Here is a 25,288-nt window from a genome sequence, read left to right as displayed (position 1 = left end):
CTTGCCGCGCTCCACGAAGGGCATCGTTGGGGCGACTTGCCGGAGATCGATGGGCTGAGACAAGTCCGTGCGTATTACTAATGGAGAAGCCCCGGTGCTTTTGACCGGCGTAACCGGGAGTAGCCCCCGTGATGAAATATCACGAGTAGCCGCAAGGGCGGTGTGTCAACGCTGAGCGTTTTCCGCGGCTCGCGCAGCCCCGGTACAGGGCGGAGGCGTGTTTGGGCCCCAAGCTGGGTATACGATAGAAGGCTTGCTGTCTGGCAAGCCAGCCCCGCGCTAAGGCGGGGTTGTGGACTGCCCCCCAAAAGTTGGACGGTTTTAGCTTGCTGCCTGAGCCCTGTATTTTACGGGGCTCAGACCGTTTAGTTTCAGCTTGATGCGGTCATGGTTGTAGTAGTGAATGTACTCATCCAGACCTGCCTTCAGCTCTTCTATGCTTTCAAATCGTTTCAAATAGAAAAACTCGGACTTCAGCGTACCAAAGAAGCTTTCCATTGCGGCATTGTCCAAGCAATTTCCCTTACGAGACATGCTTTGCTTCACGCCCTTTACCGCCAGCTTTTGACGGTACTGCGCGTGTTGATATTGCCAGCCCTGATCCGAATGCATCACAAGCTTCGGCTCGTCTTGCAGCTGCTGCAGCGCCTTGTCCAGCATATTGGTGACCAGCTCAAAGCACGGCCTGGTAGACACTTCGTACGCCACGATTTCACCGTTGTACAAGTCCATCACAGGCGAGAGATACAGCTTTCGATTGGCCACTTTAAACTCGGTCACATCGGTCACCCATTTCTGGTTCGGACGTTGTGCGGTGAATTTACGCTCCAGCAAATTCGGCGCAATTTTTCCGACAAGTCCCTTATAGGAACGGTATTTTTGGGTCTCACAACTGATCTCAGGCCCAGTTCAGCCATCAATCGCTCTACAACCTTCTTGTTAACCAACGTACCTGAGTTGCGAATGACCGCCGTGATACGCCGAGCCCCATAAAGACCTCTCTCCTCGTGATAAACACGCTCTATCTCCTGCTTCAGAGCGGCATCTGGATCGGGCCTGGATTGCACCTGAACCTGATAGTAAAACGTGCTGCGCGCCAAGCCCGCCAGCTTCAGAAGGGCGCAGAGCGGAAACCGGTTTTTCAGTTGTTTGACGATCAGGACTTTTTCTTTTGCCGTCGTTGCTGCTCCTTCAGCTCTTCCAACTTTTTTAGGTAAGCGTTCTCCATGCGCAGGTATTCAAGCTCGGCCATTAACTGGTCGCGCGTCTTCTGCGTATCGTCGGCGGTTACGGGTTCGGTGGGATAAGGCTTCTTGGGCATGGCAGCAGGCTTTCTTCTCGTGGGAACACACGGGGCTAGATCGTTACTGTAATGCTGCTGTTCCCAAATGACTATTTGGCCAGGATCACCAATACCAAAATGCGCTGCGGTCTGGCGAAGTGACAGCCCGTGCTCGCGCTTGTGCTCAAGCACTGAGCGTTTGAAGGCTTTGCTGTACCGAAGACCCGGCTTGCGATGGCCGGTGTGACCATGGCTCTTGTAATTAGCGACCCAGCGTCGAAGCAGACTGAAATCGATAGAGAACTGGCTGGCGACCTTACGAAAGCCAATGTTGCCTTCCAGGTACGCTCTGACGACGGTGAGCTTGAATTGCTCTGAATATTTGGCCATTTGAACACCCCCATTAGGTCGGATTGGTGTCCAACTTCTTGGGGGTAGTCCATTGCGTGGGACTGGCTATCGGTCACCGTTTCTCATGCTTCGCCGCTTCTTTCGCAGCTTGAATGGCCGTCAATACCTGCTGGTTCAGATAGGCGCCACTCTTGCTACCCAGCAGAGGTAAACGATTCAGGGTATGCGCCCCGGCAAACAGGCGATAGGAAGCCGACAAGGCCAGCGGGCTTACTCGAAGCTGCAACGCCGTGTACTGCCGATCCAGCTCATCTAGCTGCGGCCCGTAACCTTTGCTTCGTAGCCACCGGCCGAGTGCCCACATGCCGATGGCGAACGTAAAGGCGAATACTACGAATCCAGCGAACATCAGAAAGCCCATCATGATTATTTCTCCGGTTGATCGTTCGAGGTCATTCCCGGCACCTTGAGCGAGGCGAGGCGGCCGGTAGCAGAGTTAGTGTCCGAGGCCGGACGGATGACGTTAGGCGCAGCTTGTGAAGCTTCCGTGGCCGATTCTGCTCCATTGGCTGGAGTGGTCGAGTTGGTATCGTCGGAAACTGGTGGCGGAGATCCTGCACCAAGAGACAAGGCGTGCGCATTCTCCATACCTGGCACTGCCATCGAGGCCATCACGCCGATCATCTTTGCGCCACCGTCGGCCGCTTGGGAAAGTGCGCTGCCGGAGATTGCAACTCCCCCTTCTGGTGTCCTCTGCTGGTCTTTGTCGTCGTTCCCCTGTGCGGCCTTTCCGGCCTGCTTGGCGACCTGCTGTACGCCGCTGCTTGGAGAGGACGGCGCGGCCGACGCCTGCCCGGGAGGATTGGCAGAGCTGCCGCCGACCTTCGCGCCTGCGGAACTGGCACCCTTGGCCGCTGCGCCGCCGGTGCTGGCACCCACGCCGGAGGACGCGGCTGAGCCCATAGACGACGCGGCACCACCTGCGGAGCTGGCACCGGCAAAGCTGGAGTTAATCGCCCCCGCCAGACCGCCGCCGCCGAGTCCACCGACACCCGCCGCCCCGGCCCCGGCTGCGCTACCAGTACCGGCAGCACCGAGGGCAGCAGCAGGAGCCGCCGCCCCGGCTGTGGCGATGGTGGCCGCCGCAGCCGCCGCCCCGGCAGCACCGGCCACAGCCATCCCACCAATGGCCGAGCCGCCGCCCATTGACGTCCCGCTAATCATGCCACCGATCAGGTCAGGAATTGTCTTCGTGAGGTAACAGCACACTAAGGCTAAACCGACCATCGTCATCAATGACGCTTCGTCATTGGTGTAGGCGGCCAACCACTGCTTTGCCGACTGTACGATCAGGCCGACAATCAGGGTTAGTACAAATAGCTTTGCGCCAATCGCAACGGTGAAGCGCATTGGCGCAATTGCAAAATCCCGCGTCCATTGCGAACCGCCAAAGCCGAAGAACAGTACGGAAGCATTGATGATGACGTAAGACTCTACGAGCGTGACAAACATGAATGCAGCGATGAAGGCGAAGCATGCCAAAACAAGGATTGCGCATACAGCGATCAGAAGTCCCTTGGCTGGAGAAAACACTGAAATGCCCTCCACCATGGTGCGGCCAAAATCCAGCGCAACTGCCAGCATATCGCCGGGTTCTAATGCACGCCCGAGGCCGCTCGCCGATGCCGCCGCATCGCGGAAGCTATCGACAATGGCTGTCGACCATTCCACCGAATACTTTATGACTGCAAGGAAGAAACCGATCACCAGCACGAAGCGCAGCAGCTCGCCGACAATCTCGCCGAAATCGGCTTGCTTCATGACCAGAGGCATGAACGTCCAGATGAACTGGATCGAGGCCAGCAGCCAGAGCAGTCTGATGGCATAGTCATACAGCTTCCCTGACCACTGGTGCGACTGTTGCAAAACGAGGTCGAGCAGGCCCTGAATCGATGTATCGGCATGGGAAAGGTCGGTCGCGGCTACAGCATCTCCGCCCACGAACACACCGGCCAAGGCGAAGAACAACAATAGACGACGATCCATAGCTAGTACCCCTTCACACCGCCGCGAGTGTTCGGGCGCGCCTCAAATGAGGCATCAGCGTCACGCTGTTGCCGTCGTTGCTCAGCCACGGCAGTACATTCGCTGTTACTTTGAACCACCACGGTGACCATGGAACCGGCCAGTGCGGACCCGGCGCACACCAACGCGATGAGCCTTTTCGAATTAGTCATTCTCAGTACTCCTTCACGCCGCCGCGTGTGTTTTTCCGCGCTTCAAACTGCTGTTCAGTCGCTTCGCTAGCGGCCTTTCGGTCGCCTTGCTGGGCCATGTAGTTGCCCTGCATGTTGGTTTGGGTGGCCATCAGATCGCGCAGTTTTTGCAGTTGCTGCACGTTCTGGGAGGCGATCTCGTTGCCCGCCTGTATAGCTTGCATGCGGCCTACGGCTGACTGCGAACGGGCCACCATGCGATCAAGCTGGATGTCTTCAGACTCGAACTTGCTGGTATTGAGGTTTGCCGCCTCGAGTGCCGTCTTTACGTTATCGCTGCCTTGTTCCGACCACTTCTGATAGCGCTCACGAGCTGGTACTTCTGCTGAGTTCGCGGCTTGATTTAGGTAGGACTGAAAGCCGGGGAAAGCGGTGTTGAACTGAGAGTCCATATTTTGGATCTGGCGGCCTAGGGACTGCGAACGGGTGTAAAGGTTGGCCACGTTTTTAAGATCGGCCGCGATGCTGCCAAACATGGTGCTTGGTAAGCCCGTGCCCTGGGTGACCATGTTCTGATACTGCTGAATCTGCGTCTGTAGTTGCTCTGCAGTGTTCAGCGCCGTGTTGACTGCCTCGGCGTACTCAAACATCTGTTGATAGAACGTCGAGCAGTTTGAGCAGTAGATGGCATATGCAGAGGGGGGGGCCAAGTAGAAGCCCATACTGAGACTTGTGCTTTTCATTGCTAAAACAAGGGCAGTACGTATTCTCGATTTCCGAGCCGATGAAATCGGCGATTTCAGCAATTCCGTATTCATGCCGAACACCTCGGTTTGTCATGATTCGAGGTTTGATTATTGACAGGTTTGGCGTGGTTTGGAATATGCGGATAAGTGTCTATCCGCATAGAAATCAATGACTTGCGGGCGTTGGTTGTGTGGGGTTGACTCGCAGCAACCTGATTTTGCTGGCATTTTCTTTATGCATGGACCTGTCTGTCTTTCGGCGTGATGTGGTTTTACGGTCCAAAAAAGCCCACCGAAGTGGGCTTTTTTAATGAAATGGCGTAGCGCATTAGTAGGCTGAGTAATAGGGGTTCTGGGTCCGATAGTGACCACGCTCCGTTTCAGGGATGTGTAGTGTTTCTAGGTGCCAGTTTTCGAGCGAGGAAGCCAACTCCGCCGCGATGCGTTGGGCTTCTCTAACAGCTTTACTAGGTCGCCCGCTGGCTTGACCGAGGTAGGCTTGCAGTTCGTTGAGTTGGTTGGCCAATGCGCTGATGCGGTGAGCGGTTTTCATGATCAATCCCCCTTTCTGATCCTTTCTACTATATTGTCGAATTCTTCCCGAATTTGATCGTCTGTAATTTCAAGATTAACCAATCCTGATTTGATTGCAATTCTCCCAATTCTTTCAGCCGCCTCATTATCCAATTTCGCCAATCTTGCTTTAGCTGTTTCCAGCTCTGAAAGGGCGTCAGAACGACGTTCTGCGAGAGTTTTTCGAGCCATGGGTTCACCGTTTTTTAATGAGGTAAATTTAGACAGACTGAAAAGTTCTACCTCATTTCCTCGCCCAAATTAAAGGGGCTACATAGCCACGCTATGTCGTGGAGCGTCAGATCAGGTCGTCCCGAGTGTTTCCACTATTCGGGTTGTGGTCGAATCCCGCACGCTTTGAGCCGGGTTTGGGAGGCGGTGTGGCGCTGTGTTCCGGCTGTCCTCTTACTACTCCTGTCGGGACAGATGAGAGGCTTTGCGATGTGAATTGCCCAGAGCCTTTCCTTTGGTGCCCATCGTCTTTTTCCTTTCGTACATACCTGCCGACGTATTTGGTGAATTGCGGGTAGCCAATGCCAAGCTGTTCGGCGTAATCGTCATAGATTGCACGTAGCGGATGCCCTGCATCTATCAGCTTACGAAAGTCATCAAGCCTGGCCAGAAAGGCAACTCGCCCTGCGCCGCGATACACCTTTTTCGGCCCGTCAGTCATTTGGCGTCTCCTGTTTATGTGATCGAATTAGTGCTCGGCACCTGATATAGGTAACTCAAGGAAATTTTAGAAAATTAAAGGAAATTTTTCATATCCTTAGCGAAATTTAACGCAACTCAGAGAAATTTAAGGAAATTATAGGTCAGAAATAGCCGGAAATGGCAGTAGGCGAACCTAAGGAGGGCAAGTTGCCTAGAATTGCGGAAGATCAGACGGCAAGATGTGTGTTGTGGGCCTACGCTGCTTCGCAGGTACGACCCCCACCACCGCCCCTTACTCGCCTTCGGCTCAACGGATCTTGTTCTGCGAGCCTTACCGTCGCTGCCGCGACTATTGAAACTGGAGAGGTACAGCATGGAGAAAGAGCAGAAGATCACCCCTCGACGGAAGCTGCCGCCGATCAAAGTTTGGGTCTCGGAAGACGAGCGCGCAGAGATCGAGGACAAAGCTCGGCAGACCAACATGTCGTTGTCCGCTTACCTGTTAGCTGTCGGCCGCAACACCCCTGTTCGATCCGTCGTTGACCTGAAGGCGATTGCCGACCTGGTCAAGGTCAATGGTGATCTTGGGCGGGTGGCGGGGCTGTTGAAGCTTTGGCTCGCAGAAAAGCGCGGAGAAGGGGTAAACGCCATTGAAGTAGAAAGCGTGATGATGGAATTCCGGCGGTTGCAGGTGGCTGTAGGAATGAAGATGGGAGAAATTGTTAAAGTTCGCAGATGAAATCCTAATTTTGACTGGGTATTACCTTATGGGTAGTCCCGCAAGCCGATCCAGATTTGCTGGTACCAATCGACTGTACTTGAGCTCGATGCTGTCTAGCATTGTTCAACGTATGCTGCATCGCATAGCTTGTGTGTGCCGAAACGAGGAAGGAGGGGGTAAATGAGAGATCGATCGCACGATGAGGCGATGTCCGAGCAGCTTAGTGCAGACCCTGCATATGCGGCTGAATTACTCGCTGACGTGTTACGCCAAGGTAGTCCGGCAGAGCTGGATATTTTGTTACGACAGCTAGCCTACGCGGTTGTAGCGCTTGACCAGAACAATTGAAAGACAGCTCGAGTGACGAGGTTATGACCGACTATTTTCGCGCAAATCCGGCTTATGTAGACGAGCTGGTTGCAGAAGTTTGTCGTAACGGCGACATTGGAGAACGGCGAGTCCTACTGCGTCAGTTGCAAAGGGAGGCCGGTCAGAATTGCGTCGTCACGGATAGCTCGAGAAGGCGCGAGCACGAGTGAGATTGAACCTGTTGATCGATACTTCGGTGTTGCTCGAGCTGGGGCTCGTTTGAAGGCTAGAGGACATGGCGGCGGAAGCCGGTGATTCGCACCCCGAAAAAAAGGAATTAAGAATGCGGGTAGCCAATTTAAGGATCGAGAATTTTCGTGGTGTGAAAACGGGCTTTGTGCAGTTCGGCAAGCATCCTGTTCTTATTGGAGATAACAATACTGGCAAGACCACGCTGATAGAAGCGATGACTCTTGTGCTTGGCAGAGATCGCTTAGTGCGGGAGCTGACCGAGCATGACTTTTATGGATCTAACCCGCAGGCAGCTGATCGGATCAAGATTGTAGCTACGGTCACTGATTTTCCGGAAGACGACCCAGAGCAGAGCAGCCAGTGGTTTCGTGATGAGAGAGCGGTTGTTAAATGGCTCGATGAGACGACAGGCAAAGTGCACCCGGGACGCGACAACCCAGCATGGACGCTATGTTGCCAGCTTGGTGTGCAAGCTCGTTTTGACCATGAGAGCTTGGCCGTAGAAACCATTCGCTACTTCCATGACCACGAAGAGCCCATTGACCCCTTCGCTGATGAGGCACCTGCCCCGGTGCCCGGCAAGCTTATACAGGAACTGAGTTTCTATCTGGTGCGCGCGAGCCGTACCTGGGACAAAGTCTTCTCATGGGGCAATGAGCTTTTCAAGCGCACGATGCTGGCGGCTGCGGCTCAGCCTGCGGGTTCATTGCTCGCTGAGCGAGACCGCTTGCGGGCTCCGGCCCAGCCAATCGAAACCGACCCGGGTATTCAGCCTTTGATCCAGAATCTAAATAGCGAGCTTGCGCTCTCGTTCCCGAACGCTCCGAAAGTCCAGTTGAGGCTTACAAGCACCGACAGCCGCTCTGTGATGGAGGCAGTTTCAGCCCATTTTGCAGGAGCGGATGGCTTCAGCATTCCTGCAGGGAGGCAGGGCAGCGGCTTGGTGTCGATGCAAGGCTTGCTATTGCTTCTTGAGCTTGGTCGCGCTCGTGCTTTAAGTGGTGGAGAGTTCCTGATGGCGCTGGAAGAGCCTGAAATCCATCTCCCACCTTCTGCGCAGCAGCGTCTGGTTCAGCGCGTTCAAGCGCTATCGACCCAGACTTTCGTCACTACCCATTCGCCGCTCGTCGCCAGCATCGCGGATCCGACCTCCGTTTTGATCCTGAAAAAGCATGAGGGAGTTCTGTCAGCCGAGCCTTTCTTGGCCAGTCCACTTGCTGCGGTGACTCCAAATTGGAAACGCAAGTTTTTCCAGCACAGCCGCATGGACGTGCTGAGTGCGTTAATGCAGCCCGCGCTTCTTGTTCCGGAAGGTCGTGCCGACTTCCAACTAATCCGTTGCATTCTACGGCCGCTGATGATGACCGAAGGATGGATCGACACGATGCCACGCCCCTTTGGTATCGAGGTCGGTGTAGTTCCGACAGAGGACGCAAACGTCATCGAGACTCAGAGGCTGATGAGGCGGCTTCACCAGAGAGTATGTTGCCTAGTGGACGGAGACGCGGCCGGCCTAGCGTATGTAGATCTACTGCGGCAAGAGGCTGAACCGCCGAGCGCGATCATCCGTTGGCATGATGGCGCGATGATTGAGGATGCCATAGGCTGGATTCTCGAAGCGGACGAAGCCGTAGTGGTAGCGAAACTGGCGGAAATCTCCCCGCAGCCGCCCACGTCGAGCGCTGACATCGTGGCGTACCTTAAGTCCAAGAAGATGGACATCATCGCCTATGAAAGCCTTGCTGATGCCATTGCTACGACGCAAGCATGCAGAGGGCGTGCAGCGGACCTCCTGAGCGGTCTTGCTTGTGCATGTGCCGGCGACGAAGCTACGCAGCGATTTTCACGTGGAGCCGACGGCGTGTGGGTCTTCCAGCCATGACAGTCCACGCATTCACCGGCGGCGCCGGTTGCGGCAAGACCTACATGCTCATGGCTTCGCTGTCTGCGTATCTGGACGCAACACCACTTCATGCAGGTCAGAAGGTTCTGGCACTTACGTTTATGCATGGATCTCGTCGACGGCTAGAAGAGCGTCTTGGAATGCTTCAGAACCTGAGGGGGAGGGCGGAATGCACGACCATTGATAGCTTCGCGTGGCGTCTAGTTCGACGTTGGCGTTCGCTCGCCGCAGCTCTCGGCTTCGTAAATATAGAGCCAAGTGAGTACGAGCGCGTATGTGAAGCTGCCAGTGCGCTCGTACAGATCAAGGAGGTCCAAGGCTGGGTGGTGGCGACGTTTCCTATCCTCGTCGTAGATGAAGCCCAAGACATGACTGTGGATCGTCTTTGCATGGTTGCAGGTCTATCCAAGAGATTGGAGGTATTCGTTGCGGCCGACGAGTTTCAATGTCTCAGCGAGAAGCTTCGACCCAACCCAGCATGCGTTTGGCTGTCTCAAGTATGCGCGCCTGAAGAACTTACGCAGCCACGTCGGACCAACGTCGATGAGCTGCTGAATGCGGCGCGAGCGATTCGCGCCGGCGAAGCGCCAAAGCCCGGTAAATACTTCGTAGTTGCGCAAACGCCAAAGCCACCGTTGGCTGGAGCATGGATCAACTCCAACTTGAGTTGGTACGGCGGAGGCAAAAGTGTCGCGATCATCACTCCAACACTTGGGACGTTTGCGAGAGCTGCATTGACCTGGGCTGCTGCGAATAAGACCAAGAAAGGTGCAGGCCCTTACAGCATTCCTTGGGAACAGTCGGAAGCAAAAGCTGCAACCGAGTACCTCGCCACGATTCAACTAGCCAACCAAGCTGACGCATCTTCCATTGCGGCGGTCCTCGTAGCTGCTGGTGACGCTAGAGTAGCCAGAGATGTGACCGAATGGTTGGAGATCCAACGCCGCACCAAGGCGAAGGTGGAGTTTTCAAGGAATGAGGTAGTGAAATTAGTCGAGCAATCATTTGCACAGCGCCGTCAATCTCGACGAAGCGAAGTGCGTGGATGGAAGGGGATGACAGTTCACGGTGCCAAGAACCGAGAATTTGACAATGTCATTGTTCTCTGGCCGGCAGCGGTTGGTGGAAGTGACGAGCAGAAGAGGCGTTTGCTCTATAACGCAGTGACGCGTGCGAAGGAGCGTTGCATTGTCCTTGTGCAGGCAACTGCCCACATCGACCTGCCTCCCTTCACATGACACGCAGGCACCTGACTTTATGGCGGTGATTGAGAAGCGCTCGGCCCTGTGCGACCGCCTGCGTGCCCTTAACCCTACCCTGATAAATGTCGAGAAAGGTTCTGCCCTGAACCTGCTGATTGGCTCAGTGGCCGAGATGCGTACGGCTGGCGAATGATTTAACTAATGAATTGAGAAGGCTCACGCCACCTGGCTCCGATTTGTAGAGAAAAGAGCGGGATCGTAGTTTTTTCAACATGGAGAAACAATGACCGATGAAGACTTGATTGAACGGTTGTTATACACCGGTGAAGGCATCACCTTGGATTACAAAAGGCAGGGGTACATAACTGACGGGGCTGACCCCATCCCCAAAAGCGAGCTGCTCAAAGACATACTTGCGTTCTGCAATACCTGGCGATCTGAACCGGCATACATCTTGATCGGAGTAGATAACAAAGATCAGTCAATTTTTCCTGTCGAGCGCCATCCCGATGATTCCAGGCTTCAGGAGCTCATAAACTCCAAAACGAACCGACCTATAATTTTCTCCTACAGATCTGTCACCTATAGAAACCAGTCGCTCGGGCTTTACACGATTGAGGTGCAGGAGCGCCCGATATTTGCCAAGAAAAAATTTGGGAATGTTGAACAGAATACCGTATATGTCCGCCGTGGCTCATCAACAACAATTGCGGATCCGGAGCAAATCGCCAAAATGGGCGCAGTCGATGCCCTGAGAATGGCGGCAGGCAAACCGCAGCTCAGCATTGATATATTTAGGCTCGATGATCAATCGACGCTCAATGGTGGGTTCCAGTTCGAATACAAGCATCTGGTGCTCGAAGACTATCCCGACTACAAGGCTCCAGCGCACGGCAATGTAATGAATGAGTCTGTCCTAAACAACAGACAGTTTTATCGGGAGCTGGCGCTACACGAACAGGAGAAAGCGGGCGCATTTGGATTCCGTGTTCGAGTAGCAAACCAAGGGAATGCACCGGCAAGGAGTGTGAGAGTTCACCTCGGGTTTGAACCAGCAGGGACGCTCCGATTGGTATCCGAAATTGTCGATTTACCGAGTCCCGAATTTAATCTCACCGTACCTTGTGTTCTCAACCCGGCGCATGCTCACTTCGAGGTCCAGGAGGATTTTGATCGGACAACCGCTTTGTTTAATTTTGGGAAAATCCACGCAGGCGAAGAGATTTTGAGCTGCGACGTTTTTTTGATAACTCCTCCCGCGGACCTCATCTCAATTCTGGTGCGGGTACATGCTGATGAGCTCAGTGTGCCCATTTCATTTTCAATTCCAGTTGCTGTCACAGCGCATGCCCATAGGCTAGGTATTAGTGAGCTACAAAGCATTGCTCGAGTCGAATAGCGTTTTGGGGTTTGAATTAAGTGGGAAATAGAAATGATCGATTTAAGCGCTAAATAACGCAGCTTGTGTAATGATTTTGGTCATGTCGATAATATCGATGGATTGAGCGGATCTCCCGTCTTCGTATCTAGAACGCCTCACCTGTTTGCCGGTGGGGTCATTAGAGCTGGACAAGGGTCTGGGCTACTCCATTTCATCCATAGACATGTCTTTTTCACGCGATGGATGCCTTGGTGGAGCTTCCCTCTCAGCCTATGATGATTTGGTCTAAGAACTGATGACCATGAAATATAAGCAACGCGGGCTTTGGCTGTAGAACGATTCCACTTTTCGCCTCCAGCACATCATGGAATGACATGTTCATGAAAGATAATGCGCAATCTGGTTACAATCCTGTACAAGATGATGTGTTGAAGATATTGGGCCTTGCGGTGATAGCGGGGCAGAGTGTTGAGCACCTATTGTGCAATTGCCTAACGTTTCCTTTGCACGGCGAGCCACTACAAACAGTGGAACAGCTTCACACCCTGCTTGAGCGACATTCAAAAGCCACTCTGGGACAACTGCTTAAAGCACTGCGGAAGCGGGTTGATCTGCATCCCACCTTCGACGACAAGTTGGATCGCTTCCTCCAGCATCGCAACGTGATCGCACATCGGCTACATGATGTGCCCGGCGGTTTTGACCTGCATACCTATGAAGGACGGGGGAGGCTAAAGGCTTTCTTGCTCCAGTACATGGAAGATGGTCACACCGTCAGCATGGTGTTGCTGGGCGTTTTGCGGAAATGGGCGAGTCAAGAGGACATTGATCTTCCCAACGAGCACCATCTGAGCCAGCAAATGCAGGACCACCTTGACTCCAATGTCATGCCAAATTTGGCAGTCTTGATCAGGTCTAAAGAACACAACTGAATCCACTGAAAGACGACGGCCATCTACTAAAAAATGCAGGCTGCGCTTCCGAAGGGAGAAATACTTTTCAACTTCTATAGATTGGAATTCAATCAATTGTTTTTCCTAGTACGCGATAATAATTAAGGTAGCTGGGTGCTCGATTTTTATCCGAAGACGTGTTAAGATTAAATAATTTTATCCAAGGTCGGTCTGTCATGGATTACAACGAATTTGATAGGTCTTTTAGGTATCGGAAAACGACTCACTCGATACCCTCTCTTTTGGACGGGCTGCGTAGCAATCGGATCCAGTGGGATCCGATGTTTGCCTATTCCAAGTCTTGGTCGAATGTTTCTAAGTCAACCTTTATTGAAAGTATATTGGTTGGAATGCCTGCGGCGGATATTCTTTGTGAAGAAAATAATTACGGAGAGTTGTTCGTTCTAGATGGTGTGCAGCGACTAATGTGTCTTCAAGAGTTTTTCAATGACGATTTCAAGTTGCAAGGTTTAAAACTTATTCCGTCGCTTGAAGGATATCGTTATTCGCAGCTTCCTTATGGTCAAGCATCTGTTTTTCACAATCGCACTGAGCTTGGAATTACAATTATAAGTTATGATACAGACGCCATTCTGAAGTTTGAGTTTTTCAAAAGAGTTCACTCTGACTCCTATAGGTTTCCCGTTCAGCTGGCTCGCAACTATGCCTTTAGAGAACACTTATATTTCATTCGGGATCTACAAGACGCTTCTCGTGATCATTTAGCTCCAAAGGAGCAACATTCTTACAGGTTTTCTGTTGAGACATCTAAAGCCACGCATAGGGATGTTTCGGAGTTTGATGAGCTCTACTTGGTCTTATGTTCTGCGTCACTGGCATATCATAATCGTATGCCGCCATCGAATATTAGATACCCGGGGAGGTTTAGTGACTTGCTTGATGAAACTGCCATTTACTTACACCGAACCCAGAGTGATTTTATTCCTCTGAAAGATGTAGTTTTAAACGCATTGTCGAGAGTAAGTATGTCCCTGGGCTCTACGGTGTTTTTCACGGATTTCCCGCATCGTAGATATCACTCCTATCCTGGAAGTGAGGTGTTGCTGGACAGTGATAGTGTCGTTGCCTGTTTTATAGAGGGGTTGAAAGGGCGAGATATAAATTTGGAAGACTTGAAGAGTCGCAAAATAGGTTATCGCAATAATCGATCGCCACAGTCTTTTTTTAAAGAGCTTTTTAACTAGGCCTGTTATATGATCTCGAAATTAAAGTTGCAAAATATTAAATGTTTTGATGATGCGACATTTAAGTTTTCAAATCTTACGGTATTTTGTGGTGCGAATTCTGCTGGGAAATCCACAGCTATTCAATCGCTTCTCCTGCTCCGACAAAATCATAACAGCAGTAAGCTCAAGTCAGGAAAGCTTAGTCTTGTTGGAGAATATTTTTCGGTAGGTCATGTCAGGGATTTAATAAGTCACACGCCGTTCGGGGAGTCATTATCCATTGCAATTGACGACTTAAGCTTTGTATCTGATCTAAAGAAAGCCCAAGCTGGCGATTATCATATAAATTTCGATTCCATTCCAGATCTAAGTCATGATTTTTTTTCTGCAGACTTTAATTATTTAAGTGCTTACAGATTATCGCCTCAGAATAGTTATGATACAAACTTCGAATCGGATAAGCTTGATTTGGGAATATATGGGCAGTATGCAATAGCTGCTCTCGTTAGATACGGGGATAAACCCGCCCCTAATCAAAAGCTGGCAAAGCTAATTTGTTCTGGCGTAGGTGATGCTGAAGAACGAGCCATAAGCCTAGCTGTGGCGTTTAAAGAGGCTATGAAGTTCATAAGCTCTGATTTTGACATAGTTGCTAGCTCACACTTGAATCTAGATAAAGTCTCTAACACCTTTTCAGCAGGGTCTACTGCTAACCAAGTTCGTCCTGTCAATACCGGATTTGGAATAAGCAATGTAATTCCCATTGTGCTGGCGGCCCTTTGCACTCGAGAGGGGGGGTATCTCATTGTGGAAAATCCAGAGGTTCACCTTCATCCTGCTGCTCAGTCATCGCTCGCTTCTTTACTGACACTTACTGCTACGTGTAATGTGCAGGTAATATTAGAAACTCATAGTGATCATATAGTTAACGGTATCCGTGTTTTTTCTAAAGAGAACGCGCTGGATAATGGTTTTATTACTGTCAATTCTGTAAGGGCGATAAAGACTGGTCGAGTTGTAACGGAAATTATTATAGAAAACGACGGTGGTTTGAGTGACATGGATGAAGGGTTCTTTGACCAAGCTGAAAAGGATTTGCTGAGGTTATTCTGATGAAGGTTTTTATTAATGAGCTGTCAATTGTTGGTCAAGCTAGTGATCAAGTTGATGCCATGCAAATACTTTCTGACCTGGCGGCGTTGGCCGCTCGGGCGAGAGACATTAGTTTTGGGAATAAAGCCTACCGGACCCGTACGTTAGGAAATAAAGTGATTACTGGTAACTTGAGCGTCAAAGAGGTACTTGTCGCAAGTTCTGAGAGGGGGCGTGCTATTGACGAGCGTCAACGCAAACTCGCCATTGAGGTGTTTCTAAAGCAACCCTACGCTGAAAATTTTCATGTTGAACCTCATGATACCATTAGCGATGGTATTGGGGCTTGCCTTAAGGATTCTTGCTTTGATGATGCAGCATCAAGTGTAGGGTCGCCATTAACCATCTCTGCACGAAACTGTCAGACCTATCAGTTTTCCTCCACCACTATTTTTAGCTCGCTTTGCGGCGCAAAAACTGTTTTGAACGTAGTGGATGAGAGTAGTCTAGCCGGCATACTTTGGGTGTTTGAGCATAATCCTAAGCATAGAGTGAAAGAGTATCGGGCCGCGGGTGAGCTCGTGAGTGTTATGGATCTTAGTCCCGCTGATGCGCAATTAGCTCTTAGTAATGGCATTAAGGTTAATGCTAAGATTTATAGCTACTTCAATGGCTCTTGGTACCAGTTTCACTGTCATCAAGGCAATATCTACCACGGATTTAGAGTTGAACTAGAGAATAATAAACCTGACCATATGACGGCGTTAGCTATTTCTACGTCATTGTCCCACGCTCCATATGGGCAGATTTTTGTATGAGTCTTAGGGGCGGGTTCGATAGCTCCGGCAAAAGGTAATCAGGCGCTATCAGCTAAATCCCGTGATCAGTGGCGTGCGGTGTTGCAGGGTTAGACTGATATGATTAGCGAATGGACAAAAAAGCGGGCATCAGGCACTTGGATTATCAGATGTGATCACCGGGCATCAAGATGCTGCGACACGACAGCGGGGTTCCGGTGAAGCAGCTCCCCACGGTCAGTCACTTTAACTTTATTTGCATAGCACTTATTACAAGGATTTAATATATTATGCCGTTACTTCCAGAGTACGACCCTCGTACTGGAAAGACTGTTTTAGTCCCCGGTCTGAAAATTGGCACTTATCCTGGCCGGCTATTCCAGAAGGACCTACTTCCAGGGGACGTCCTTGTTTGGTTCGCGCTAGACAATGGTGCAAAAGATGATAAAATACATGCGGGGATACGTGAAGCAACGGAAGGAGCCTATTCGCATGTTGGTATATATCTTGGAGGCGGTATTTCAATTGATGCAGGCCCAGGCGGAGTAAGTACAACACAACTTAGCAGTCTCTTGGCCGGATTTGAGTCAGGCGATGTCCTGCGATACCGTAAGCTAGGTAAACGTATCAAGATCGTATTAGCGAAGGCGCGTTCTTTCGAAGGCTACGCTTATGCGAAGTCAGATGCCTATCGCATGCCGTTTAGGCGAGCAGCATATAGAGCCAAACAATACCGGAGGACACCCAGCCGTATTAGGGAGTTAATCGGGGTGTATTTCTTGAAGGAGCGCTTGAAATCAGGGCCTCCGCAAAATCAAGTTTACTGTTCTCAAATGGTCATTGAGGCCTATGGTGCAGCAGGAATATATGCTGATGATGTGGTCCGTAGTGCGGCGATGTCACCGAATGATTTAATCGAAAATGGTGAGTTCGAATACATGGGGTTTATTTCGAATAAACCCAAACCGAAACGGCATTTACTTGACATAAATGCGGATGTTGCTAGAAAAGCTTCGGGAACCTGGAAGTTTGACTGGCGACGACTTTTAGGGTTGTGAGTTTGTTCGTGGGTCTATGAAATGGCTCTTTGTATTTATTGATGAAACAGGGTGTGAAGAAGGTTTTGTATGTTGTGTGGTGTGGAGAGCTGAAAGCCTAGGTCATAGTAGCTTAGAAGGAAGGTGTTCTATAGCCAAGAAGTGATTCGTAAGCGCTCCATAACCCCCCCTACCTTAAATGAAGGGCGCGCTCAGCTAGACGATGCGGGTGAGCAGTTCCACGGCAGCAAGGCTTCTCGATGCCGCCGTTGGCAGGCGTTCGAGCGCGTGGCGCAGCCCGCATAGGGCTCTTGGCCGTTACTCGCCGCATAAGTAATACAGTACGTGCGAAAACAGCTTTTCGTTAATGGCATTATTCGTGGCATCAGCTGAAAATAATAATATAAGTATATGATTTATAAGTGATTTTTATTGTTGTTTATGTTCGAGTGGGAATGATGGGGTGGCCGGCATTGTCCGGCACCCACTAGCAAGAAATGCCCTGCAGCCCGCGTAATTGCGGGCTTTTGGCTTTTTGGGTCTGGCAAATTCTGGCAGCTTTGTGCATCGCCAGGCGCTGTATTTAGGCGGCATGGTACGGGGCATTGACTGAGCCAAATGCCATGCTTAGTGCTTGATCAATATCATGTGACGGTCTAAAGCCGATTCGCTAACCAGTCCCTCAAACCTAAATCATCACGAGTCAATGCGTTCTGGGGGATGCCAATAGCGCAAAGAGATGCCAAAAGGCGACACATACCCCCAAGGTGAACAGGAAACCCACAACCCATACCATTAAGTGCCGAAAGCGGCGGTAGATATGAGCATTTGGGCGTTTATCCAAATGACCCGCGATGCAAGATATGCAGATTAGTACAAGGGCAATGTAAAGACCTGCCCATGGAATAGAGTCGTACCCACTTACATGGAAGGCGCCTCGCTTACTCACAAGGACCAGATCGTTAGTCGCCAAACCGTGGCTCACTAAAGCTGTGGCAATCAACGCAATTACGGCCGCGGTGATGAGGGTTGGCAGAGTTTGACGATCGTCAGGTTGAGGTAATGGCAGTGTTTCGTTGGTCAGTGACGCGATCGCGCGCTTAGGCAAGGAACGCCATCTATGAAGGCTCCACGGTGGCGGCACCGAGGCCACGGGTTGCCATCGTGCAGAATGGCGTACCAAGATCTACATGTAGCAGGAGGCCAGGATAGGCCCTGCCAGGACAAACATGGCCAAGGGCGAAAAGGTAGAAGAGGCAAGTGCTGCCAAAAAAAAACAGGGTGATATGAAAAATTCCAGAACCCGCAAGTGCCTTTAGCCAGAAGCTGCGGTTGTACGCGTCTATTTTATGGTGCCGAAGTTTCATGAATGACGCCCAGGTTGTCCCTTGGGCCAGAAAAAGAATCGCCGAAGACGCTGTCGTACCGCTAAGGATGTTTGGTTCTCTCCAGAACAAAGTCCACGTTATCAGACTGGCAGGCAAGAGAGTTATTAGAATGACCAGCCACAGGCTGGCAGGGTGATAAAAGAAACGTTGGTGCGCCATTCCACTCATCCATGTTCAGAACACATCATCCATCGGGTGAGCGTAGCAGTCTCACCGCCTGAGTGCGTCTCACCCGCCTTCACGCGGCCCTAAGCGGTCTCGCCTTTTGGAAAGGGGCTAATTTCCAGATAGCGCGCATCATCAGCCGCCATGATCATCCCGTACAAAAGGCGCTGGTTAGTCGTTCAGTGCATCGGCGCCTGCCGTCTATATCTCTCTCGAACCTCAACTGTTTGATAGCCGCTGCTGTTGACCCAAAGCAGTCACTTGCCAGAGGCCGCCATAGTAAATTTCAGAGTTGACCTCTGCGACATATGCTTACTGCCGCACGATAGAAAAATCACGAGGGAAGGCTCGAATTGCATTGGTGGCGTTTATCCCGGAATCCCCCCAAGCACGGTCGCTATCAGCTAAATTCTGGGATGCGACAGTCGACTCATCGCCCAGCGACAGGTTCCATGCTGGCGGTGAAGGGCTGATCTGTCAGGAGCTAGAGGTCGTGATTGATATACGGGATTACCCAACGAAGTGGGATTTGCATCGTCGTCCATGAGCTAATGCAAGCATGAATTGAATGGCCTTTCAGGGAGAGCGTTATGATAGGAGCATACCTGCTGTGCGCAGTCTTGGTTGTTTACGCGCTTCCACTTGGCTTTACCTTGCTCTATGCCTGGTTGATGAGCACCAAAACCGGTGTGCGATTCGAATTAAGCTTTGCCGAGGCGTCTAGGAGCTTCCGGCACGCGATGCTATTCGGTTCACTCTTCGGAATTTTACTTTTTCCGGTCGAGCATTTTTTTCCAATGACTCCAGCTGTCAGCCTCTATGTGTGCGCTCAGTTGGTGCTGCTATTAGTGTTCACCATCCGGTTGAGTTGTTTGGCAGTGGTCTTGCCTTTGGGGGGACATTCGACGGGAACCAGGCTTGCTTATGGCACATTGCTCGCGACAGTCATTCTAATTTGCCAGCCCGCCCTCTACATCGCGTGGGCGATCCTGCGATGAGGTGCGATTACGATCAGCCGGATTTACTAATAAGCCGGACGCTGTAGATCGTCGTTAGGTGCGTTCACAACGCCAGACCGAAATGCATTCCATTTTTGGATGATTATTCATCGGGATCGTGAGTGACCGCTTCTACCTGATAGAAGACGTTTGTCCACGGCACACCGACAGCACCGTTCGCCAAGTGTGATCACTGGACGCTTATGGCCAAGTCGCCTGAGCGACCCGCATAAAGTTGCCGCCAAAAATGCCGTCGATCTGCGCGGCGTCATAGCCAAGCCGCAGCAATGCTTCTGCGACCTGACCCAGCGCTTCCGGCTGCAGTTGACGATGCCCGTTGATGCCGCCATAGAATTCTTTTGGCCACCAATCGTTTTCATTCACGCCCTCGGCCAAATCCTTATCGTCGAGGTGCAGTTCGATGTCCAGGCCCAGGCCGATATGTGCCGTTCCCGCTCGTTCGGCCAGATAATCGATTTGGCGCACGAAGGCTTCGACCGATGCCTGCGGATCGCCCAGAAAAATCCCCAGCCCGGTCAGCCCGATCACTCCGCCCGATTCAACACAGGCCATGATCTGCTCGTCATCTACCGTGCGTGGATGGTCATACACTGCCTTGATATTAGTGTGTGAAAAGACAACCGGTCGCTGTGACAGCTCGATTATTTCCATACTCGCGCGCTTGCTGGCATGTGAGCAGTCCATCACGATACCCGCCGAATTGATGGCTCCCACGAACTCCCGCCCCAGCGCGGTCAATCCCATACCGCTGCCGTGGCAACCGCCCGCGCAGCTGTTATCGCGGTTGTACGCCAGAAGCATCTGGCGTACGCCGAGGTCGGCATACAAGCGGACCATTGCCGGGTCTTGCAGCAGCATGTTGGAGCCTTCCAGGTCGAAAGACACCGCCAGCTTGCCCTGCTCGCGGGCGCGTTGCAGATCGGCAAGGGTACCGGCCAGCATGAAGTGTTCTGGATGCTTGATCAGCCACTGGCGAAAGCCTGCGATGACCTGCATTACATCGCCAACAGGGGTCATGTCCATGCCGACATTGACCGAGACGTGGTGAAAGCCGTTGTCGCGGTAGCGCAGCAGCGCAGACATGTCCTGATTGGGCAGCAGCGGCAGGCAGGTATGGGCCTCCCAACGAATGGCGCCGCGGGCAGGCGTAGGCACGGTATTTGGATTCATCGCACAACTCCGGGATTCGTGGGGCGTGTATCAGCAGGCTCTCTCTAAACCTACCAAAGGTGAGCAGGCCGGTACATTAAGCAATCCGCAAAGCACCTCATTTGAAACCGACCTGAAGTTCGAGGAAAATCGTCAAGGAGAAGTGGCTCAGATGCACCTCAACCCCAACGTCGGGGCAGGGGCATCTCAGCAAAAGGATTCGATATCGTATCCGCCAAAACCAAGGAACCCGTTCATGAAATCTCGATTCTCCTTCAGTTCATCCTTCCTGATCATGTTGTCGCTGACAGGATGCGCAGTGAATATGGATGTTCCAAAACACGATCAGCCTGGAGATAACGCGCTGTACGGCAGTTGGCATGTTGCAGGCGTAGCGGTATCAGACTCGGGCGTGCAAGCACTGGAGGATAATGATCCGAGTTTTATGGGGCGACGTCTCAGTTTCAATAACGACCAGCTGGCATGGAAAGCGTCAGCAGGCTCAACGGAAGATGTGTGCAAAGGGCCTGTTTTTCACAAGCTTCCGACGATCAGTGGAGCTGAACTGGAGCCACAACTTCATAAGCTTGGCATCGAAAAAGCCGTACCTTATGGCGTTGAGTGCACATCTGGAAGCTGGGGGCCTCTCGATAAAGAAAGCCCGGTATTTTTTCTAGCACAGGATGGGTCGCTAGCTCTTTCCTGGTATGACGGCGGAATGCTGAAGCTCGTGCGAGACTGATCACGAAAAGGTCGCGCTACCGTCCAATGCCCGCATCCTTGGGGCAGAGGCCGAAGAGGGACGTGATGTTCGCGTCGGCGAATACGGGGAGGAGCGCACAAGTGGCCGCCATAGCTGATCCGCACACTGGATTTATCAGCTACCAAGCAGCGCTACGCAGTGCTCTCCCTGAATTGGACGGGGCCAAAAGTTTCTGAGTTGAGGGTGTCGGTGTCCACGGAGAGTGAGCACACTTCGCCGCTCGAGCCCTGGATGATGCTCCACTGCTTTTTCAGGTCGTAACCACGCCACTTTGTAGACTGTGCCAGCCAGGTGTAGTCGACCAGCTTGTTGGCGTGCAGCGCGGTGCAGGCCATCCCCGAGCCGTAGACGCCCATGACAAATCCGTTGACGTCGTTTCTCACTGCGCTGGCAACGGCGTGGAAGTAAAGGCCGATGGGCTCTGCAACGTCGTTCGCGCTGGCATCGTAGTCGACTGTGAAATAAATCGCGGTACCTGCGCCGGCGCCGAGGTTTTGGGCTTGCTGGATGGCTCGTGCAGCATCCTGCGCGCCTCTGGCGGAGGTGAAGTACGCCGAGGTCTTTGGACTGTCTTCATAAATCAGAGCGATAGCCAGATTGGCTTGCCTCAACGCTTGGGCTTCTGCAGGGTGAATCCGTTTGAGCGGATTTTCACAAAGATAGCGGCCTATGAAGGCGTACCGCTCTAGCGCGACGATTGCCGGAATGTTACGGGTTGTATCAAATCTGACGTCAAATCCCTTTTGCATATGAAGTGTCCTTTTATTTGGCGAGTACTATGACAGCGGCGGGTGGGTGTTAACCAGGCATTGATAACTAAGGATAAATTCGTTTTGTCCAGTCATCCCCTGTCGCGCCAGAATTTATTTTATAAAAAAACTGTCTCAGGCAAATGACAATGTGATTTTCCTATGGTACTTTTTTTGAACGGCGCGGTCAGGGATGTTTTCAAAGCGCCCGGAAAAATTTCAAATCATGAAAAAATTTTAAAATTTGGCATAAACTCAGGCTGAGTGGTGCTTATGATTCATGTCGCTTTAATGTATATCCAGCAGGTACTTGATCAGTCTCTTGGCGTGCGCCTGGGGCTCGACTCCGGTTGCGTTATTCTCGACGGGCTGTCCAGTACCGAGAGTTCCAGTGGCGACAGGAACCGCAACAAGATAGTGTTGACGCTGGTCGGTCTGGAACATGAAAGCAATCAGCAGTATTACGGCGGGCAGCGCAGGGAAGGTCAACATGTTCACCAGTTTAATCCTCCGGCCTATTTCAATCTGGGTGTTTTAATCTCGGCAAATTTTGACGACTATGCCGAGGCGCTAAAACAGCTGACCATGGTCATCGCTTTCTTTCAGGCCAATCCCTCGCTGGACCGCATTAACCAGCCCGCGATGCCTGAGGGCTTGACAACGTTAACGTTTGAAATCGAGAATTCACCTTCCGATAAAATGCATAATCTATGGACCGCATTGGCGGTGAATTACCTGCCGTCGATACTGTATAAAGTCCGGCATGTTGCGGTTCAGGCTGAACAGGTTGTTGCGTCGTCGACCGTGGTTAAAAATATCACAAACTCGGTTGCTCAGTAGTGCAGTTGCTGTTTCAGATCTGTTTCATGCACGGTTATTTTGCTGACGGGAAACTGCACGATTTCCAGGTCATTGCGGATTACCCGACCGCGCAGTTGATTGCCAGGTATCGGCTGGTGTCACAGCAGCAGGACGGGGTGTTCAGCCTGTACGCTGAGCGTGAAGGGCCTGAATTCATTGAGTATCTGCGTGATCAGGCGCCGTTCGGGCAGTTGCAGTTTTTTTTGAAATGCGATCGGGCGGCCTTTTTCTTCGCCACTGACCTGCCGCTGGATCAACTTGGAATGCTGGCATTCAGTTCGGCGCGAGTGGAAAGTAAGACGTCACACCAGCGGACGATGTTATCGGCCTGGCAGGAGGGCGCTCGCGCTGCGGAGTGTGGAGTGGCTACTATTACTCTGCGCCTGAATGATCTCTTGCCGATATCGCTCGGTAAACGTTTTATTATTGATTTTAAAGCGCGAGAGGTGGGGTGGCAGTACTGTCTGATCAATCGCAGTGCGGTCCTGTTAAAAAATCCTGCGGTCATTGGTAATAACGGTTGTGTGCTGGACGGCCCTGAGTCAGGTTTATCACCGGGGGGTGAGAAGGCATTGATCTTTAGTTCGGGGCTGTCTCAGTTCGCAGTGCAACAGGCTCCACAGTTAACGTTTGATCTGGTCGACCGGTTGACGGTCCAGCCAGAAGGTCAGGTGGTGGAGCACTGTTATATTAAAGGCTTGCCAGCGCCAAGGCTCGATAAGATGAGTGCTGTGCGCGGTGATAACCCGGTTCAGGTGATCTGTACGATGTCTATTTATTTGTAGCGGTTGCGACAAATAATCCCACTCATGTACTTATATTTCAGGGACGAGCAATGGCCTCGACTACGTATTCTACGCCCGGTGTTTACATTAATGAGGTCAATGCCTTCGCTCAGTCGGTGGTGCCGATAGCAACGGCGGTCCCGGCTTTTATTGGCTATACGCCAAGGGCCGATTACAAAGGCAAGTCTTATTACAACAAAGCCCAGAAAATTACGTCGTTCATGGACTTTCAGGCGTTCTACATGCTTGACGATCCATTGCCTCCCGCTGACCCGGCCAGGCAGTACAGCCCGGAGTATTATCTGGTTGCGCAAAAGACGGTGCCTACGTCCGGCGAATACATGAGTATCAACGGGTTGTATTACTCGATCCTGCCGGATACCAGCACGATTTATTATTTGTACAACAGTGTTCGCCTGTTTTATCTGAACGGCGGCGGCGATGCTTATATCGTCTCAGTCGGCCCCGCCAATGGCCCCGCCAGCAAGAAACCCATGACGGACCCGAGCCTCGATCCGGTCAATCCCAATGTTCATCTGGCCGATCTGGAGCGTGGCCTAGCGCTTCTGATGAACGAGGAAGAGCCGACGATGTACATTTGTCCCGAAGCGACCCTGCTATCGGCCGCGGACAACAGCACGTTGATGGAAAGCATGCTGCTGCAGGCAGGTCAGATGCGCACTGCCTTGTGCATATTCGACATCATCGGGGGGGCCAATCCGGACCCGATCCTGTACCTCCAGGACATCCAGAGTTTCCGCAACAGCACCGGCAATACCAGCCTGGACTTCGGCACCAGCTATTACCCGTTCATCGGCACCACCATCATGCAGAGTGGGGATATCGACTTCACCAATCTGTTCAATGGCGACATCGCTCAGCTGGGTGCATTGCTGAACCCGCCTTCAGCGCCAGACCCTGTGATCGCAAGCATCCTGAGCATGATCCAGACGCCGCCGGCCAATCCGATGACCAACGGTCAGTTGCATGCAGCGCTGCTGGTGGCCAGCCCGCTCTATGCCCAGATCGTGACGCACGTGCTTGCCTGCGCCAACGTGTTGCCGCCCAGTGGGGCGATTGCCGGTGTCTATACGGTCAATGACAACAGCAACGGTGTCTGGGGCGCGCCCGCCAACGTCGGTATCGTCGGCGCGGTGAGCCTGCCTATTCGGCTGTCGGACAAGCAGCAGGAGCCCCTGAACATTGATGCGCTTTCCGGCAAGTCGGTCAACGCTATCCGTTTCTTCAATGGTCAGGGCATCCTCATCTGGGGGGCTCGTACACTCGATGGCAACAGCCAGGATTGGCGCTACATATCGGTGCGCAGGACCATGACGTTCCTTGAGCAGTCGATCAAGCTCTCGGCGCGTGAATATGTCTTCGAACCCAATACCGCCAATACCTGGTCGGCAGTGAAAAGCATGATCAGCAGTTTTCTCATGGGTGTCTGGTCTGAGGGCGGGTTGCAAGGCGCCAAACCGGAGGACGCGTTCCAGGTCAGTGTCGGGCTGGGCACAACCATGACTGCTGACGACCTGCTGAACGGTTACATGCGCGTCACGGTGCTGGTGGCGACGGTCAAGCCAGCAGAGTTTGTGGTTATCACCTTTCAGCAGGAACAAGCCAAATCCGGTTGACCGACTCCTGTGACCGCACGCAGTGCGACGGTTGTTTTCGGCGTCTATCCATAACCAACTGCAGTTATCGTGAAAGGGATTTTTTATGCCAGATGACGGGAAAACAGAAAGCGCGA

24 protein-coding genes and 2 pseudogenes are annotated in these 25,288 nt (G+C 52.1%); 15 read left to right on the top strand and 11 right to left on the bottom strand.

Annotated features, from left to right (window positions below; translation table 11 throughout):
* Positions 1–321: 321 nt before the first annotated feature.
* The 8 genes and pseudogenes from I9H07_RS17550 to I9H07_RS17515 all read right to left on the bottom strand — a co-directional run bounded on the left by I9H07_RS17550 (position 322) and on the right by I9H07_RS17515 (position 5,841).
* A pseudogene (locus I9H07_RS17550) lies at positions 322–1,672 on the bottom strand (IS3 family transposase).
* A gap of 73 nt (positions 1,673–1,745) precedes the next feature.
* A complete protein-coding gene (locus tag I9H07_RS17545) occupies positions 1,746–2,057 on the bottom strand; it encodes a hypothetical protein (protein ID WP_236425601.1) in 312 nt (103 codons plus the stop codon).
* Between the two features lie 2 nt (positions 2,058–2,059).
* Positions 2,060–3,679 (bottom strand): P-type conjugative transfer protein TrbL, encoded by a 1,620-nt coding sequence (trbL, locus tag I9H07_RS17540; protein ID WP_236425600.1) that lies wholly within the window; start codon positions 3,677–3,679, stop codon positions 2,060–2,062.
* A 2-nt stretch (positions 3,680–3,681) separates the two neighbouring features.
* A complete protein-coding gene (locus I9H07_RS17535; RefSeq protein ID WP_069076959.1) occupies positions 3,682–3,870 on the bottom strand; it encodes a hypothetical protein in 189 nt (62 codons plus the stop codon).
* A gap of 2 nt (positions 3,871–3,872) precedes the next feature.
* Entirely contained in the window at positions 3,873–4,592 is a 720-nt protein-coding gene (trbJ, locus tag I9H07_RS17530) for a P-type conjugative transfer protein TrbJ (protein ID WP_236425602.1), read from the bottom strand.
* A gap of 331 nt (positions 4,593–4,923) precedes the next feature.
* On the bottom strand, positions 4,924–5,148 hold the full coding sequence (locus I9H07_RS17525) for a hypothetical protein (protein ID WP_236425599.1): 225 nt from the start codon (positions 5,146–5,148) through the stop codon (positions 4,924–4,926).
* A gap of 2 nt (positions 5,149–5,150) precedes the next feature.
* Positions 5,151–5,360 carry a TraC family protein gene (locus I9H07_RS17520; RefSeq protein WP_003380647.1) on the bottom strand — a complete coding sequence of 70 codons (210 nt, stop codon included), beginning with the start codon at positions 5,358–5,360 and terminating at the stop codon, positions 5,151–5,153.
* A 106-nt stretch (positions 5,361–5,466) separates the two neighbouring features.
* Positions 5,467–5,841 carry a TraK family protein gene (locus I9H07_RS17515; protein ID WP_069076958.1) on the bottom strand — a complete coding sequence of 125 codons (375 nt, stop codon included), beginning with the start codon at positions 5,839–5,841 and terminating at the stop codon, positions 5,467–5,469.
* Between the two features lie 354 nt (positions 5,842–6,195).
* On the opposite strand from I9H07_RS17515, the gene I9H07_RS17510 reads away from it, so the two are divergent.
* The 10 genes from I9H07_RS17510 to I9H07_RS17465 all read left to right on the top strand — a co-directional run bounded on the left by I9H07_RS17510 (position 6,196) and on the right by I9H07_RS17465 (position 16,677).
* Positions 6,196–6,561 (top strand): plasmid mobilization protein, encoded by a 366-nt coding sequence (locus tag I9H07_RS17510; protein WP_053932023.1) that lies wholly within the window; start codon positions 6,196–6,198, stop codon positions 6,559–6,561.
* Between the two features lie 586 nt (positions 6,562–7,147).
* Entirely contained in the window at positions 7,148–8,986 is a 1,839-nt protein-coding gene (locus I9H07_RS17505) for an ATP-dependent nuclease (RefSeq protein ID WP_236425598.1), read from the top strand.
* Complete coding sequence (locus I9H07_RS17500) at positions 8,968–10,245, top strand: ATP-binding domain-containing protein (RefSeq protein WP_236425597.1); 1,278 nt, start codon at positions 8,968–8,970, stop codon at positions 10,243–10,245. The genes I9H07_RS17505 and I9H07_RS17500 overlap by 19 nt, the downstream gene beginning before the upstream one ends.
* Positions 10,246–10,264: 19 nt before the next feature.
* Positions 10,265–10,402 (top strand): hypothetical protein, encoded by a 138-nt coding sequence (locus I9H07_RS17495; RefSeq protein ID WP_236425596.1) that lies wholly within the window; start codon positions 10,265–10,267, stop codon positions 10,400–10,402.
* Between the two features lie 90 nt (positions 10,403–10,492).
* A complete protein-coding gene (locus tag I9H07_RS17490; protein ID WP_236425595.1) occupies positions 10,493–11,608 on the top strand; it encodes an AlbA family DNA-binding domain-containing protein in 1,116 nt (371 codons plus the stop codon).
* A 356-nt stretch (positions 11,609–11,964) separates the two neighbouring features.
* Positions 11,965–12,522 carry a hypothetical protein gene (locus I9H07_RS17485; RefSeq protein ID WP_236425594.1) on the top strand — a complete coding sequence of 186 codons (558 nt, stop codon included), beginning with the start codon at positions 11,965–11,967 and terminating at the stop codon, positions 12,520–12,522.
* Between the two features lie 197 nt (positions 12,523–12,719).
* Positions 12,720–13,748 (top strand): DUF262 domain-containing protein, encoded by a 1,029-nt coding sequence (locus tag I9H07_RS17480; RefSeq protein ID WP_236427069.1) that lies wholly within the window; start codon positions 12,720–12,722, stop codon positions 13,746–13,748.
* 9 nt (positions 13,749–13,757) lie between these two features.
* Positions 13,758–14,843, top strand: a complete 1,086-nt coding sequence (locus I9H07_RS17475; RefSeq protein WP_236427070.1) for an AAA family ATPase — start codon at positions 13,758–13,760, stop codon at positions 14,841–14,843.
* A complete protein-coding gene (locus I9H07_RS17470) occupies positions 14,843–15,640 on the top strand; it encodes a hypothetical protein (protein ID WP_236425035.1) in 798 nt (265 codons plus the stop codon). The genes I9H07_RS17475 and I9H07_RS17470 overlap by 1 nt, the downstream gene beginning before the upstream one ends.
* A gap of 269 nt (positions 15,641–15,909) precedes the next feature.
* On the top strand, positions 15,910–16,677 hold the full coding sequence (locus I9H07_RS17465; protein ID WP_236425032.1) for a hypothetical protein: 768 nt from the start codon (positions 15,910–15,912) through the stop codon (positions 16,675–16,677).
* Between the two features lie 191 nt (positions 16,678–16,868).
* Here the strand turns inward: I9H07_RS17465 and I9H07_RS25140 are convergent.
* A pseudogene (locus tag I9H07_RS25140) lies at positions 16,869–16,994 on the bottom strand (transposase domain-containing protein); the annotation flags it as partial.
* Positions 16,995–18,799: 1,805 nt separating this feature from the next.
* On the opposite strand from I9H07_RS25140, the gene I9H07_RS17460 reads away from it, so the two are divergent.
* On the top strand, positions 18,800–19,207 hold the full coding sequence (locus I9H07_RS17460; protein WP_236425030.1) for a hypothetical protein: 408 nt from the start codon (positions 18,800–18,802) through the stop codon (positions 19,205–19,207).
* A gap of 201 nt (positions 19,208–19,408) precedes the next feature.
* Here I9H07_RS17460 and I9H07_RS17455 read toward each other — a convergent pair whose 3' ends face one another.
* On the bottom strand, positions 19,409–20,398 hold the full coding sequence (locus I9H07_RS17455) for a dipeptidase (protein WP_236425028.1): 990 nt from the start codon (positions 20,396–20,398) through the stop codon (positions 19,409–19,411).
* A gap of 25 nt (positions 20,399–20,423) precedes the next feature.
* Here I9H07_RS17455 and I9H07_RS17450 point away from each other — a divergent pair, with 25 nt between their 5' ends.
* On the top strand, positions 20,424–21,119 hold the full coding sequence (locus I9H07_RS17450) for a hypothetical protein (protein WP_236425027.1): 696 nt from the start codon (positions 20,424–20,426) through the stop codon (positions 21,117–21,119).
* A 152-nt stretch (positions 21,120–21,271) separates the two neighbouring features.
* Here I9H07_RS17450 and I9H07_RS17445 read toward each other — a convergent pair whose 3' ends face one another.
* On the bottom strand, positions 21,272–21,889 hold the full coding sequence (locus I9H07_RS17445; protein ID WP_236425025.1) for a DUF1906 domain-containing protein: 618 nt from the start codon (positions 21,887–21,889) through the stop codon (positions 21,272–21,274).
* A gap of 273 nt (positions 21,890–22,162) precedes the next feature.
* On the opposite strand from I9H07_RS17445, the gene I9H07_RS17440 reads away from it, so the two are divergent.
* Genes I9H07_RS17440 through I9H07_RS17430 form a run of 3 tightly spaced genes read left to right on the top strand, consistent with a single transcriptional unit; the run spans position 22,163 to position 25,172 of the window.
* On the top strand, positions 22,163–22,729 hold the full coding sequence (locus tag I9H07_RS17440; RefSeq protein WP_058391512.1) for a DUF4255 domain-containing protein: 567 nt from the start codon (positions 22,163–22,165) through the stop codon (positions 22,727–22,729).
* On the top strand, positions 22,729–23,535 hold the full coding sequence (locus I9H07_RS17435) for a hypothetical protein (RefSeq protein ID WP_236425023.1): 807 nt from the start codon (positions 22,729–22,731) through the stop codon (positions 23,533–23,535). Before I9H07_RS17440 ends, I9H07_RS17435 begins: the two co-directional genes overlap by 1 nt.
* A 50-nt stretch (positions 23,536–23,585) precedes the next feature.
* Positions 23,586–25,172 carry a phage tail sheath family protein gene (locus I9H07_RS17430; protein WP_236425021.1) on the top strand — a complete coding sequence of 529 codons (1,587 nt, stop codon included), beginning with the start codon at positions 23,586–23,588 and terminating at the stop codon, positions 25,170–25,172.
* Positions 25,173–25,288 lie beyond the last annotated feature (116 nt).

This window comes from Pseudomonas syringae (assembly GCF_023278085.1).
GTDB classification, from domain to species: Bacteria; Pseudomonadota; Gammaproteobacteria; order Pseudomonadales; family Pseudomonadaceae; genus Aquipseudomonas; species Aquipseudomonas syringae_Q.
The sequence above is the reverse complement of the archived record's forward strand: the minus strand, read 5'-3'. Positions and strand labels throughout refer to the sequence as shown.